This is a genomic window from Mesorhizobium sp. M4B.F.Ca.ET.143.01.1.1 (assembly GCF_004792275.1).
Taxonomy (GTDB): Bacteria; Pseudomonadota; Alphaproteobacteria; order Rhizobiales; family Rhizobiaceae; genus Mesorhizobium; species Mesorhizobium abyssinicae.
Window position 1 is genome coordinate 75,703 of record NZ_SRSR01000015.1, and the last position, 12,906, is coordinate 88,608.

Sequence of the window (12,906 nt, forward strand, 5' to 3'; positions counted from 1 at the left end):
CTAATTGTTTCCTAACTCGCTCGCTCGCCAGCGGCCTAATCCTGGATCGAACAGGCCGTATAGTGCGACTAGCACTGAAATGGCCAGAAGGGTGGAAAAGCCGGCAAACGCGTCGATCAACAAGTAGCTGACAACAAGTAACGCCACGACCGCCGACATCTTCCACAAAGGCGCAAGAAATCGACCTCCGACACCTAATCGGATGGAGCCGTACAGAAATACAAAACAGGTCGAAATAACGATAAGAAGGCTGCTGTAATGCGTCGGCATACGATAGCGGAACCCGGTGCTCACATCATCGCGACCTTGGAACATCGAAGACATATCGCCGACCAACCACGCCACGATATTCTCACCACTGGATGCCAGATAAGAGCTTTGGACCTTCATCCATATGGCGACCAGAACCCCCAAAACAGTACACCGAAAAACCCCACGCATCACTGTGAGGCCGGCTTCATTGAGCTCTTGCTGATGATCAATATGCGGCAGCTTCTTCAATCCGTCTCCAATTCTCCAAAGATCATGAACAACCGTATAGAGCAAAATGAGACCTGCGAAGAAAAGATAAAACACCAGGCACATGTATAGGTAAGCGAGCCCCGTAAAAACGACTGTTTCTGGGGCAGATATGACCTCAGGACGCACAAGAGCTATTTTTCCCCAATCTATGGCATAGTTGCCACCGCCCTTCATCAACGGGATCAAGGACACGCCGATCCATTGAAAAAGACCCGCGAACAGCAAGCAAATCAAAAAAACCGACCAATATGTGTACGAGGAAGCGTCAACGTTGCGCAACCAGGCGTCGTCGCTTTCCACCTGATCGCCCTGCGCTGCGAGCTTTCTGCGCCCCTCACTTTTCCAGAAGACCAGCAACTCTATAACGAAGAAGAAAAACAGCGGTAAGAACACCATAAAGTCGAGTGTCCAATTCGCTGCCCAAAGGAATCCAACCTGCTTAACGAGCCCGTCCGCTCGCTCGTAGGTGACGTTGTGGATACCAATGATGTACGACAAAAAGCCGAGGGCGGTCATGCCGGCAAACACCGACGCCGGTAAATTCAGGGGAGATCCGTGACTAAAAAACGCCTCCGATTTCCTCGCCAAACTAAAACGCCGCCTCGGCCCCTTGGCGTCAGTATCCCGTGTCGGCTCTGCCGGGGAGTCTGTCTCGTCATCGAATGTCGCAGTCAGCGCCGTATCTGGAATCTCCTGTGCAACGCTGCTTCCGGCTCTCTTCCATTCTCGTCTCTTGGCCGATAACCGCGATTGCGCCGCACTAAGCTCCATCTGCCATTCGCTGGTTGCCACCGGATCATCGCACCCAAAAACCCTCGCCAGCCAACGAATATTGGCAGTGCTAATTCCCTTCTCGTTCTCTTGAAACCAAAGCTGCACCGTTCGCAGATCGACCCCAATTCGGTTGGAATCGATCTGTGAAATCGCCTCTGCGAGAAGCTCTGGCGTCCATGGGCCTGCAGGGAACCCGTCCTTGCCTAATGGCCTACCAGCACCCGCCGCGGCCAACCGCTTGAATATTTCTTTGAAATCACTTTCGTCCCCCGGCGGAGGGAGAAATATTTTTCCATTCTTAATCAATGGCTTACAGGCGCTGCTTTCGTTTCGTTTCGTATCCTATCGTGCTCTCGTCCTTGATCAACGTTTTTATCAACTCGATTTGGCCGGGGTGGCAGGGGCGGAGTGTGCCCGCATGAGGAATGAAGCCATGCTGAGCCTAGGAAAATCTTCAAATGACCTATCCGGAGACAACCATTTCACTCGGCAGAATCGCACGGCGATTAATGCTGAGGCGCGGCTCGGCACACTGGCCGACATAACCGAACGACATGTCGCAGCTCAAAGAGTGGCCAAAGCGTTGCGAGAGGCTGAGAAGGGGCCCGGGGCTGGCGACGTGATCGCGTTGGACGAGGCCGCGGCGCGGCGCGACGTGATTGCGTATCAGCCCGCCGATCACCAGGAATCCATCGGGAAGCTGGTATACATCGCGGCATATTTGATCGCGAGGCGGGAGCGTCTCGAGGAACAGGAAATGGCGACGGTTATGGAGATGGCGGCGCCTTTTGGGTGAGGTGATCGGCCATCATGGGGGTGAACAAGCCCGTTGAAAAGCGGGCTTCTTCATGCCACACGCGCTTGCGGTCAAAGTCGATCTGCTCTTCCGTGGATCAACCTGATCGCACCGGCTTGCACGGCACCGGTCAAGCATCCCCAAATCAAAGCGGCTATGAAGTTCCAGCCGAAAAGCAGGGCAATGACGAGGCAGATCAGACCTGTCGCACAGACTGTGGCGTAGTCGAGCAGTTCGTCTTCCATTTTCAGCAACACCTGTTTTCGTCGGTCTCGCCGTTTAAAAACGGCGGCGGAGGCCGGCTAGTTGATGGTAGCGATCCATTCTCCGGATGCGTCTTTGGCAAACCCGACGACGCGATCCAGAGGCTGAGCCTGTGGTGACATCTTGATTGATGTCATGCACGAAACCCCGGGGCCGCTGCTGTTCTTGTCGCACTGGCCGAGAGCAAGCGAGATCTCGGGCATGTTGTTGCGGTCCCAAACGAGCGGCGAAGCTTGCTGTGCCTTCCGGAAAGCGGCAAGAGCTTCATCCTCCGTCGGCGCTTCGACGATCGGGGCTTGCCGAACAGGGCACAGAGAAGGATCGGCAGAAATAGCCGCTGTGAGTTCGGCCTTAGAAAGTGCCTGTGCTTCGACGCTGGGCATCGCAAGCCATGTGCCTCCAGCGCCGGCTAACAAGCCAACGGTGGCGGCAATCGCGAGAAGTGCGTTTTGGTTCACGCTAGAAAAATCCTCACCTAAAGATTCAAATTGAACCAGTGGCGTTGTTTTACACCTTGGTCGTTCGGGATGTCGAAATACCAGGGATCGGCGCGGCGGGGACGCATTGACGAAATTTCTTTGGTGCAGCTATTGCTTCCGTTGTCGCTGTCACGACCAGCGCGACGAACGGGAATAGTGAGGCCATTTTTGTCGGCCTGGCTGTTAAACCTCGATTTGCAGACATTCACGGTCTTGACGCACTGATCGGGGACGCGGCGATTGCCTTCCTTGCCCCGCTCGCTATAGTCGACCTTCGAGCCTTCGGGGCAGTCTGCGTACTCTTGGCGGCCAGGTTCTCCAGCCTTTGCTTCGTGGCAAATCGGCCAAGAGAAGCCTGGCTTCGCCATGGCGCGAATAAGTTTCGTCATTGGCGGAACGCAGTAGGAGACGCCATGCCAGGACGGACTTTGCGAGGCAGCACAGAGCAGTACTTGGCAACCCCAGGAGGCATCTTGAGCCTTGGCGGCGGTAGCAGGCAGGATAGCGACGGCTGCTAGGCCGGCTGCCGCATAAAGCAGGTTTTTCATGTCAGGTGGTCCTCTCGATGGTGACTGCCGGTGTCGCCCGATCGACCTGGAGATTGTCGACGGGTAGGGCGGGCTGCGCTCGATCGCCGGCGGCATAAATGATGGCGGCGATGATCGCGAAGGCTGAGAACCAGAAGATCCCTATGCGGAACAGAAGCAGCTGGTTGGGTATGTCCCGGCACAGTGGCGGGAAAGCAAAGAGCCCAACCAGAAAGCTGTCGAATGCGAGGTTGCGTTGACTTTGAAAAAGGATCGACACGGCGAGCAGTAGCACGGCAAAGGGGCCATGCACCCACCAGATTCGTGAGGAAAGGACGATCAGCGCGAACGATATCGGAATGGCAAGCAATAAGCTCGCCAAGGGATCGTTTGCGATGGCGTTCGCAATATGGGCGAAGTCTGGCAACTATCGATCTGCCCTCTTCGGTTTTTTGCGAGCGTCGGCGAAGGGAGGCGAAATTTCGCTTTCCCGTTCTGCAATAAGATTGAAGTCAGCGATCGGCCGGCGATCTAAGGTCTTGTCCACGGCCTTCCGTCGCCACTCGTTCATGTCGAGAACATAAGTCGCCCACATGCCGTAACGTGCCGCCATGGCGTGACGCTGATAGGTGATGTACTGGCCGTTGTAGGGATAAGGGGTTGCGACCCGCGCCCAGCCGACGCGGAGCATTTCGAGTGCGAGATCGCGGCCCGTCACGACGCATCGGGCCAATGGCACGCCATCATCGCCATAGGCGAGAACGGTGCATTCGACGGATTTATTGCCGACGGTTCGTTTAAGCCAGGCTTTGGCGAATGGGCCGCAAGGGACCGGAGGCGGTGCTTTGACACGCTCGCGGTCCTCCCATTTCGGATTGAGCGCCCATTGGGGCAGCTCGCAAGCATCGATGTCTGCGAGACGAACTTGCTGAGCGAATTGCGGATACCAGAGGGTACGACCGTCCATGACGGCGACGCGCCCTTTGAAGACGGGATAGACGGGAGCGGGCACAACTGCGCGCGGCTCATAGCGGACTCGAGCCGGGCTCCTGATGACGTCAGCTGAAATCGCGGGGGTCGCGATACCTACTGCAACAATGGCCATAGCGACGATGGTTTTGTTCATTGTTTCGCTTTCTTGGCACGCTCATTGGCCGATCGACTCAGAAGGACGGCCGGATGCTGGACGTCTTCGAACCGCCACAAGCCAGCCCGCCTTTCGCGGGCGTCCTGTTCGGCAACGGCATAGGGAGGATGAAAGGGGAGGCCTTCGGCATTGAGCGAAGCGAAGGCATAGCCGCTTGTGATCATCATTGTGGCCAGGTCGAGCCGGTCTTTACCAACCGTGGCGTAACAGACGACATAGGAAAATTCGGCCGTCTTGGCGACGGGCGCACACACCGGTTTCGTGTCTTTGATATAGGCGGCGAAGACGGCTAGCGATGCGTCGCCACAGTCGCGCTTTTGGCCTCTCTTGTCGGTGTAGGGCGTACCACGTAGGCAGGACTGGATGCCGAAGAGGCGGTATTTCTGTCCGTCTGAAACCCACGTATCGCCGGTTTCGAGCGTCACGCCTGGCTGAAGGTCGAAATAGCCGGCCGGGGCGGCGGATGTTGCCGCCGGAGGCAGCACGACACTGAGAAGGGTGAGAAGCCGTCTCATTGTGCTTTCACCCGTGGGTCGGACCACATGCCGTATGATCCCGCCTTGCCGATTTCTTCGGCCTTGGCGAGATCCGGCCGGACGTATGTTCCGTCCGGCTTCTTGGCGAGCCGAAGCGCTCCCAGCGACAAAAGCTGCTCCTCGAACATGTCTACAGTGTCGAGGCTGCCGGGGTAGTTGTAGTAGCCGTAGCAGGTCGCATTCTGCTTCGCGGCGTTTTGCTCACTCACAAACGCCCGGCAGAAAACCACCTTCGGGCTTTTCAACATGATCTGAAGCTGCTCTTGGGCGAATATTGAGCACGCCCCGGCAAAGTCTTCCTTGCGGTTGACCATCTCGCCCTGACACGGCTCCAGCCCGAAAAGATGCAGCGTTGTTTTTTCATCAACGCGAAAGTCTGTCGGGGAGACGGCCTTGTAACCAGCCTCAGACGCATAGCCCGTGCGGTCCACGACCTTACCGGAACCGTCGTAATACTCGATGACCAGCACCGTCTTGCCCGGTGCAGCTAGTGACTTGATGTAGTCCTTGTTGATGTCCTCCACGGACAAAGCCGGTGTTGCCATGACGCAACTAGCGAGTGCTGCAATGATGGTACGTTTCATTTTCTAGCCCTAACCATCCTGGTGACATTTGATTCCCCGCGAGAGGGGGGTTTAAGTATGGCGCAAAAACTTGTATCACTACACCAAATCGGTATCATGCAACTACGAACTTAATCGGTTTTCGTTGCAATCTCAACACCGCAAGTTAGGCGGGGGACGATGATCAGAAGGGCTAGAATTGACGGTGCTTCGCGATTGGCTGTGATGGCGGGCGCTATAGGCTTGACTGCGGTCGGACCGCTAGCGTCTACGGCTCAGGAATCGCAGAAACAAGCCGCTTTTATTACGAATATGCCAGCTTCGGCGTCGGTCAATGACGCTTCGATCAGCGCTATTTTCGCAAACCGGTGGGGTAAGGCAAGCGGCGAATTCGTGCTCGGTTCTGATGGTGTGGTCGCACCCGAAACGGAATCTTCCTCAGAGGCCGATCAAGATAACCCTATTGATAACGTAGGACTTGGTTATGCATCCGAAGGAGATATCAGAAATATTACCGATATGAGTAAGTCCACGACTGGTGCGATTACCCATAATGGTGTGGCCGTGCCGGCAAGCACAAACACGGCAAACGTGCATGAATGTGGACCGTCCCCGCTAAGCCCCCCGGAAATCAAGAGCTTAATCGTCGAAACGGCACGTCGACATAAGGTCGATGAAGTTTTCGCCACAGCCATTGCCTGGGCTGAAAGCGAATTTGACCAGACCCGCAATTCCGACAAGGGCGCACGCGGCCCAATGCAGCTAATGCCCGGCACTGCAACACGCTTCGGTGTCGAAGACGTTTGCGATCCCGCGCAGAACATCGAAGGCGGCATGAAGTACCTGCGCGAGCTGCTCGACGAGTTTCAAAATCCCCTTCTGGCAGCGGCTGCCTACAACAGCGGGGAGCACCGCATTTATGAGCATGGCGGCATCCCACCGTTCAAGGAGACGGTCGGGTACGTCGCCAAGGTGGTGAATTACCAGCTCGGTCTGGCAATGCCGACAGCTACGACAAAGACCACGGCGGCCGCCCCTGCGGCGGTCGCTGATGCGGGTGATGACGGCGACGCCGGCGTCATTGCCGTGACGAAAACCGGCAAGTTTGTCGGCGGTGTGATGCACTTTTGAAGGAGAGAAGGCATGAAGTGCTTTGCGGATAAGGGTACGGGGATTAGCGCCCTGAAGCTGGCGGCCTTGCTCGGGCTGGCGGCGACAATTCAGCTGGCGGGCGCCGACCTGGCGCTTGCGCAAGGTAGCGGCGGTGGAAGCGGAGCCTTTGCACCGCTGCAAACTGTCGTCCAAATGATCGTCGATTTCATTACCGGTCCGTTCGGCCGGTTGTTGGCGATTATCGCCGTGATTGGTCTTGGCTTCCTGGCCTTCGCCGGCCGTCTGTCATGGTTCACGGCTGGAGCCGTGATCGTGGGTATCGGTCTCGTGTTCGGCGCTCCAGCGATCGTCGACGAAATGATCGCAGCCGTCGGTCAGTAAGATGGCTGAGTACGAGGACGAAAAGCCAGCCTTGACGGCGTTAGTGATCGGCCTAACCCGATCGCCAACGTTTTGGGGCATCCCCTACATGGCGTTCATGATCATCGTCGGGGTGACCGTGATCGGTTGGTTGGCGACCAATCGCCTGTGGGCGCTGCTGGTCGCACCCATCAGCTATCTCGTTCTCTTTTCTCTTTGCGCCTGGGACAGCAGGATTTTGGACGTGCTGCAGGTGGCGTCGCGGATGACGCCTCGCACCCGGAACAAAACCTTTTGGGGCACCAATTCCTACGGACCGTAACCGATGCTGAAAGTCGTCAGAGAAGAGCTTGGATTTGGAAAGGTCGCTCATAATGAGCGGCCTATGTCCACACATATCCCGTACCTACGGCACGTGTCCGATACGGTGATAGGGCTGGAAAACGGCTCCTTGCTGAGCGTCATCAAGCTGGACGGCCTGTTTTTCCAGACGGAGGACCAGGCCGAACTCAACATGCGTTCCGTCGTGCAAAACACGATGATCCGGGCGCTTGGCTCAAGCCGCTTTTCGCTTTGGTCGACCGTCATCCGTCGTGAGGTCGAGACGGAGATTGGCGGCGCGTTCGACGAACCGTTCTGCGAGTTGCTGAACAGACGCTACATGGACCAATTGCGCGAGAAGCGCATGTTCACGAACGAAATCTACCTGACCATCGTGCGGTCAGGGATGCGTGGCGCTCTCGGTATTGGTGATACGGTCAAAAAGCTGCTTGATCGCGCCAACCGAGAAGTGCGGAGCCAGCAAACACGCGAGGATGTCACCGAGATCGAGGAGCTGATCTCCAACATCACGCGCGAACTCCAGAAGTACGGCGCTCGCGCGCTGGGGATCGCCTATCGCGACAAGGAGCCGTATTCTGAACCGTGTGAGTTTTTCAACACGATCCTGACCTGTGGCGTGCCGCGCAAGATGCGATTGCCGCGCATGGGCATACGAAACTTCGTCGGAACATCGCGGCTGCACTTCAGCAAGCGGACAATGCAGGCTCAGGCTGCGGTCGACGAAGAAAGCCGTTTCGGCGCTCTGCTGTCGGTGAAGGAATATCCGCCGTTCACCGGGCCGGGCATGCTCGACGGGCTGTTGCAGGTCAACCATGAATTCATCCTGACGCAGTCCTTCACAATCGCAGACAAGCCGATCGCACAGGAGCGCATCACTCGCCTGCAACGGCAAATCCAGGCGTCGGATGAGGCCGGAAGTTCGGTCGAGAAGGATATCGATTACGCGCTCAATAGTCTGATGAACCAAGAAGCGGTTTTCGGCTTCCACCATCTCACGCTGTTGTGCCTGTCCCGCGATCTGCAGGGCGTCAGCAAGTCGGTGTCTGAGCTTGGGGCCTGCCTCACTGACATGAATATCAATTGGCTGCGCGAGGACGTGAACCTTGAAGCCGGTTTTTGGGCGCAGTTGCCGGGAAATCGCAGCTACATCGCCCGCAAGGCGATGTTGTCGAGCGCCAATTTCTCCGGCCTCTCGTCGATGCACAATTTCGCAACGGGGCGGATCGACGGCAACCATTGGGGCCTGCCAATCACCATTCTCGAAACCACGTCGCAAACGCCGTACTGGTTCAATTTCCATCAGCGCGACATCGGCCACTTCTTGGTGACCGGTCCGACCGGTTCGGGCAAGACGGTGGCAATGACCTTCCTGCTCGCCCAAGCAATGCGCGTCAATCCGACCCCGAAAGCCGTGTTCTTCGACAAAGACCGCGGCGCCGAAATCTTCGTGCGCGCGATTGGCGGTTCCTATGAAGTCCTGTCACCTGAGACGCCGACCGGTTTCAACCCGCTTCAGCTCGAAAACACCGGTCCCAACCGCGAATTCCTGATGCGGCTCCTGAAAGCCATGCTGCGGTCCAGCGACCGCCGCGACTTCGCACAGGAAGACGAAGACACACTTGAGAAGGCGCTTACGCGCCTGATGCAAGAGCCGGCGGCTGAACGAAACCTGCCGAATCTGTCCGGCCTGCTCGTCGGCCGTTCGCGTGCTGACGCCAACGATCTGCATTCCCGCCTTCGGCCTTGGATCGACGGCGAAAAGGCCTGGCTGTTCAACGCACAGCACGACGTCCTGTCATTCTCGGGACAGAGTGTTTTCGGCTTCGATATGACCAGCATCCTCGGCAATGAAGAACTGCGGACGCCGGCGCTGATGTACCTCTATCACCGCCTAGACGAACTGCTGAACGGTGATCCGGTCATGTTCTTCATGGACGAGGGCTGGCAGCTACTGCAGGACGAGACATTCAGCAATTTCATCGTCGACAAGATGAAGACCATCCGCAAGCTCAACGGCATTGTGGGCTTCGGAACACAATCTGCGGCCGACATCGCGAAGGCCAAGGCTTCGCACACCCTGATCGAACAGTCGGCAACGAACATCCACTTCCCGAACCCTCGCGCCGATGAAGAGAGCTACATCAAGCGATTTGGCCTGACGGTGAAGGAATTCAACTTCATCAAAAACACCCCGCCGGAGAAGCGCACTTTTCTCGTGAAGCACGGCAATGACTCGGTCATTGCCCGGCTCGATCTGTCGTCCATGCCCGACATGGTGAAGGTTCTTTCGGGCCGCAAGAAGACAATCGAGGAATGCGCCGCTCTACGGGAAAAGTACGGCGATGAGCCGGAAAACTGGCTGGCTGAATTCTGCGGATTGGAGAGGGGTCAATGAAGAAAAGTCCTGCTCTGTGGCTGATGATAACAGCGCTTGCCGCGCCCGCTCCTGCATGGGCCGGGGGCGTCCCTGTCATTGATGGCGCAAACCTGACGGAAAAGACGGTCCGGAAGGATAAGACGAATGACATCGAAAAGGTCGATAAGGACCGACACTCGATCAACACGAGCGTCACATGTTCGATGTACCGGAAAGGCCGAAAGGACGATCCGGTGGCAGCTGCCAACGCTAATCCGGAGATTGCGGGGTTGGTAAAACGTGTTGCGCGCGAAGAAGGCGTTGATGAAAATCTGTTCATGGCTCTCGTCTACCAGGAGAGCCGTTTCAACCCTTGTGCCAAATCTGAGGCGGGCGCCATCGGCTTGTCGCAGTTGATGCCGGGGACTGCCGGCGATCTCGGCGTTAATCCCTACAATATCGAACAGAACCTGAGTGGCGGCGCGCGCTATCTGAAACAGCAGCTCAAGCGCTTTGGCGGCAACACGAACCTTGCCCTGGCCGCCTATAACGCCGGTCATGGCAATGTCCAGAAGTACGGCGGCATTCCGCCATTCAAGGAAACACAGGGTTACGTCAAAACGATCACCCAACAGTGGTTGCCGGCATTCGGCGGGTCGAACGGGGCCAACATTCCGCTGAACTATGGCGGCGGCGACAGCGCCTACACAGGCATGCGGGATTCGACGATCAACGCCATGGCAACCAGTCAGGCCACGCAGGAGAGCACCGGCAATGTGGCGTCCTGGCTGCAACAGCTGGGCGGTCTCAACGCCGGCACCATTCAGGAAAGTTGGGACCACAATTCGGGCGCCCGCAACGCCAATCTGGAGATGATAAACCAGGTCATCCTACTCGGAACGACCATGGCGGACCTGTTCAACTCGCGGAACACCTCGCAGACAAGTGAGGTGTCGGGATCGTCGCAGTCCGCCGACGTCAAGAAAAAGGACGACGAAAAACCGCGCGAAACGACGGGCATTTGCGACCCGCGCACCGGGCTCGAATGGAGCCCGATCGAAGAAGCCTGCGTGCAGAAGCGCGAACGCGAGGCCAACGTAAAACTTCAGCTGCAGCCCCAATAGGAGAACTACAATGAAGCGCTACATTCTCACTGCGTGCTCGATGCTCCTTGCATCGGCGGCATCGGCCCAGGTGCCGGTTATCGACAACGCGAACTTCAAGATCGCCAAGGAGACGTCGGTCACCACCGACAAGATCCTGAACACCAACAAGGACATTCTGACGACAGTCACGGATACTTTGAAGGCGGTTACGGGCGATCGAGGCAGCGAATCCGGCCATATGCAAAACCTTGCCGTGGGCAATGGTTTCAGCGTCGCAACCATGCCGTCCTTCGATAGCCTGATGTCGGGCGGCGTGCCGAATTTTGGCGGGATCGGCGGCGATATTTCTCAAGTCGCCTCCACCTTCATCAACGGCCTCCAACTGGTCAAAAGCCTGTCCGGCAAGGCAAACAGCGGTTTTTCCAGCGACAAGTCATATGAGGAGCTGGTTTCTACCGTTCTTGGTGTCGCCGCCTTGGTCAATGGCTCGCAAAAGGCTGTGACAACGCGCCGGAGCGCGTTCGAACAGGCCGGGCAGAGCATCGGCAAGGCCCAGGACATCAAGGGCTCGATCGACCAGAACACACAGCTTCAGGTGCAAGCCGGCCTGACGATCAACGAACTCGTCGGCGTGATGAACGGTGCCGTCTCCTCGCTGCAGGCCGACAATCAACGCCGTTTGACCGATATTTCCAATTCAAAGAAGGCGCTCACCTACAGTGGCAACTAAGACCATCAAAACTGCCAAATTGCTGTCGGTCATCGTGATCGCAGCCGGCATCGCCGGCTGCGGCACGGTCAAAGAAAAGACGGCTCCCTGTAAGCGACCCGCCAACCTAACGTCCTATGCCGCTGATCCTCGCCAGGAATGCGGCCGGATGGCGTCTATCAACGGCGACCCGTCGGCGGCCTTCGCGGCGATTGACGCGATGGTGGCGGAATAAAGGACAGTGGGCAAAAATGCAGGACTTCTTGGGCGATCTGCTAGACAGGATTGAGCAGTCAGGGGCGAATTTTTCTGAACGTGCATACGGCATTGTCAGCGGCGAGATCATGCCGCTGCTCAACATCATGTTTCTCGCCTATGTCGCCTATTACGGCCTCCAACTCTTCATGGGAACGTCGCGGGTCAGCGTGGCCGATGTCATCGGCCGCATCGTTCGCATGATGGTGATCCTGATCCTCATCAGCCAGTGGAGCCATTTCAACACGTTCTTCTATTCCTGGCTGAACGACACGCCCGAAGACGTAGGCCGCGCGATCCTGACCGCCACAGGCACCGGCATAACCGAGCCAACAAACGGCCTTTCCATGATCTGGCGCACCGCCAATGAAGCGGCATCCGCGTTTGCGGAACAGTCGGGCTATTTCTCGGTCTTGCCGTCGATGGTCGGCTTCCTGATCATGCTTTGCGTCGCCGTCTTCATCGCCGTCGCACTGGCGATCCTGCTACTAGCAAAGGTTATGATGTGGGTGCTGATCGGCACGGCACCAATCTTCATCGCCTGCATGCTATTCGAGCAGACGCGAAATCTCGGAGTTTCGTGGTTCCAACAGGTGCTTCTCTACGCGCTCATCCCGCTTTTCGTCTATGTCGTGGCCGCTTTCCTGATCGCTGCGATGGACCCTGAGCTGACCAAAGTCTCCAACGCGGCCAGTCAACGCCGGCTTCAGCTCAGCGATATCTCGGCGTTCCTGCTGCTGTGCTGCGCCGGCGCGTTCGTCCTCATCAATATTCAGGTTCTCGCGCAGGGCATTGTCGGTGGCGTCGCCGCCGGCATTGGCAATGTGGCGCGGGCTGTTGGACGCTTCAGCGGAGTGACCGCGTCGATGAAAGCCGTCGATGTCGCGCGCGGGGCTGCCGGCTTCGTCGGCACTGCCGGCATGCAGGCTCGCGATCGCACACATGCCGGCATGCTCAGCAACATCCGCGACGCCAACGCCAGGGCGGCGATGCAGAACCGAATAAGCAACAACAGCATGCCGCGCTGAGGTGCTTTTGAGAGTAACTAAGGGCTAGA

General features: G+C 57.3%; 17 protein-coding genes. 9 read left to right on the forward strand and 8 right to left on the reverse strand.

Going from position 1 to position 12,906, the window contains the following annotated elements; genetic code table 11:
* Entirely contained in the window at positions 1-1,602 is a 1,602-nt protein-coding gene (locus tag EN786_RS28235) for a hypothetical protein (RefSeq protein WP_135909107.1), read from the reverse strand.
* Here EN786_RS28235 and EN786_RS28240 point away from each other — a divergent pair.
* On the forward strand, positions 1,535-2,092 hold the full coding sequence (locus EN786_RS28240) for a hypothetical protein (RefSeq protein WP_189524311.1): 558 nt from the start codon (positions 1,535-1,537) through the stop codon (positions 2,090-2,092). The genes EN786_RS28235 and EN786_RS28240 overlap by 68 nt on opposite strands.
* A 71-nt stretch (positions 2,093-2,163) precedes the next feature.
* Here EN786_RS28240 and EN786_RS37885 read toward each other — a convergent pair whose 3' ends face one another.
* The 7 genes from EN786_RS37885 to EN786_RS28270 are packed head-to-tail and all read right to left on the reverse strand — an operon-like array spanning position 2,164 to position 5,629.
* Positions 2,164-2,337: a hypothetical protein gene (locus EN786_RS37885; RefSeq protein WP_158302502.1), complete on the reverse strand. Its 174-nt coding sequence runs from the start codon at positions 2,335-2,337 to the stop codon at positions 2,164-2,166.
* Positions 2,338-2,394: 57 nt separating this feature from the next.
* A complete protein-coding gene (locus tag EN786_RS28245) occupies positions 2,395-2,814 on the reverse strand; it encodes a hypothetical protein (RefSeq protein WP_128347149.1) in 420 nt (139 codons plus the stop codon).
* Between the two features lie 17 nt (positions 2,815-2,831).
* On the reverse strand, positions 2,832-3,383 hold the full coding sequence (locus tag EN786_RS28250; protein ID WP_135909110.1) for a hypothetical protein: 552 nt from the start codon (positions 3,381-3,383) through the stop codon (positions 2,832-2,834).
* Between the two features lies 1 nt (position 3,384).
* On the reverse strand, positions 3,385-3,789 hold the full coding sequence (locus EN786_RS28255; protein ID WP_095483114.1) for a hypothetical protein: 405 nt from the start codon (positions 3,787-3,789) through the stop codon (positions 3,385-3,387).
* Entirely contained in the window at positions 3,790-4,488 is a 699-nt protein-coding gene (locus EN786_RS28260) for a thermonuclease family protein (protein WP_128346745.1), read from the reverse strand.
* Positions 4,485-5,024 carry a thermonuclease family protein gene (locus EN786_RS28265; RefSeq protein WP_128346744.1) on the reverse strand — a complete coding sequence of 180 codons (540 nt, stop codon included), beginning with the start codon at positions 5,022-5,024 and terminating at the stop codon, positions 4,485-4,487. Before EN786_RS28265 ends, EN786_RS28260 begins: the two co-directional genes overlap by 4 nt.
* Positions 5,021-5,629 (reverse strand): hypothetical protein, encoded by a 609-nt coding sequence (locus tag EN786_RS28270; protein WP_128346743.1) that lies wholly within the window; start codon positions 5,627-5,629, stop codon positions 5,021-5,023. The genes EN786_RS28265 and EN786_RS28270 overlap by 4 nt, the downstream gene beginning before the upstream one ends.
* A 159-nt stretch (positions 5,630-5,788) precedes the next feature.
* Here EN786_RS28270 and EN786_RS28275 point away from each other — a divergent pair, with 159 nt between their 5' ends.
* The 8 genes from EN786_RS28275 to EN786_RS28310 are packed head-to-tail and all read left to right on the forward strand — an operon-like array spanning position 5,789 to position 12,877.
* Entirely contained in the window at positions 5,789-6,739 is a 951-nt protein-coding gene (locus EN786_RS28275) for a lytic transglycosylase domain-containing protein (RefSeq protein ID WP_245493480.1), read from the forward strand.
* Positions 6,740-6,751: 12 nt separating this feature from the next.
* Entirely contained in the window at positions 6,752-7,102 is a 351-nt protein-coding gene (locus EN786_RS28280) for a TrbC/VirB2 family protein (protein ID WP_128345002.1), read from the forward strand.
* 1 nt (position 7,103) lies between these two features.
* The gene (locus EN786_RS28285) at positions 7,104-7,403 is read left to right on the forward strand and encodes a VirB3 family type IV secretion system protein (protein WP_128345000.1); all 300 of its coding nucleotides are present in this window, start codon (positions 7,104-7,106) and stop codon (positions 7,401-7,403) included.
* A 3-nt stretch (positions 7,404-7,406) separates the two neighbouring features.
* Positions 7,407-9,818: a VirB4 family type IV secretion/conjugal transfer ATPase gene (locus EN786_RS28290; RefSeq protein ID WP_128346742.1), complete on the forward strand. Its 2,412-nt coding sequence runs from the start codon at positions 7,407-7,409 to the stop codon at positions 9,816-9,818.
* A complete protein-coding gene (locus tag EN786_RS28295) occupies positions 9,815-10,903 on the forward strand; it encodes a lytic transglycosylase domain-containing protein (RefSeq protein ID WP_135909112.1) in 1,089 nt (362 codons plus the stop codon). Before EN786_RS28290 ends, EN786_RS28295 begins: the two co-directional genes overlap by 4 nt.
* Before the next feature lie 10 nt (positions 10,904-10,913).
* Complete coding sequence (locus EN786_RS28300; RefSeq protein WP_128346902.1) at positions 10,914-11,615, forward strand: type IV secretion system protein; 702 nt, start codon at positions 10,914-10,916, stop codon at positions 11,613-11,615.
* The gene (locus tag EN786_RS28305) at positions 11,605-11,829 is read left to right on the forward strand and encodes a hypothetical protein (RefSeq protein WP_128346903.1); all 225 of its coding nucleotides are present in this window, start codon (positions 11,605-11,607) and stop codon (positions 11,827-11,829) included. Before EN786_RS28300 ends, EN786_RS28305 begins: the two co-directional genes overlap by 11 nt.
* Positions 11,830-11,845: 16 nt before the next feature.
* Positions 11,846-12,877 (forward strand): type IV secretion system protein, encoded by a 1,032-nt coding sequence (locus EN786_RS28310; protein ID WP_128346906.1) that lies wholly within the window; start codon positions 11,846-11,848, stop codon positions 12,875-12,877.
* Positions 12,878-12,906: the final 29 nt, after the last annotated feature.

Coding starts and splice junctions, on each gene's coding strand:
- EN786_RS37885 (WP_158302502.1), bottom strand. CDS start 2,337: ATGGAAGACGAACTGCTCGACTACGCCACAGTCTGTGCGACAGGTCTG.
- EN786_RS28250 (WP_135909110.1), bottom strand. CDS start 3,383: ATGAAAAACCTGCTTTATGCGGCAGCCGGCCTAGCAGCCGTCGCTATC.
- EN786_RS28260 (WP_128346745.1), bottom strand. CDS start 4,488: ATGAACAAAACCATCGTCGCTATGGCCATTGTTGCAGTAGGTATCGCG.
- EN786_RS28265 (WP_128346744.1), bottom strand. CDS start 5,024: ATGAGACGGCTTCTCACCCTTCTCAGTGTCGTGCTGCCTCCGGCGGCA.
- EN786_RS28270 (WP_128346743.1), bottom strand. CDS start 5,629: ATGAAACGTACCATCATTGCAGCACTCGCTAGTTGCGTCATGGCAACA.
- EN786_RS28275 (WP_245493480.1), top strand. CDS start 5,789: ATGATCAGAAGGGCTAGAATTGACGGTGCTTCGCGATTGGCTGTGATG.
- EN786_RS28280 (WP_128345002.1), top strand. CDS start 6,752: ATGAAGTGCTTTGCGGATAAGGGTACGGGGATTAGCGCCCTGAAGCTG.
- EN786_RS28285 (WP_128345000.1), top strand. CDS start 7,104: ATGGCTGAGTACGAGGACGAAAAGCCAGCCTTGACGGCGTTAGTGATC.
- EN786_RS28290 (WP_128346742.1), top strand. CDS start 7,407: ATGCTGAAAGTCGTCAGAGAAGAGCTTGGATTTGGAAAGGTCGCTCAT.
- EN786_RS28295 (WP_135909112.1), top strand. CDS start 9,815: ATGAAGAAAAGTCCTGCTCTGTGGCTGATGATAACAGCGCTTGCCGCG.
- EN786_RS28300 (WP_128346902.1), top strand. CDS start 10,914: ATGAAGCGCTACATTCTCACTGCGTGCTCGATGCTCCTTGCATCGGCG.
- EN786_RS28310 (WP_128346906.1), top strand. CDS start 11,846: ATGCAGGACTTCTTGGGCGATCTGCTAGACAGGATTGAGCAGTCAGGG.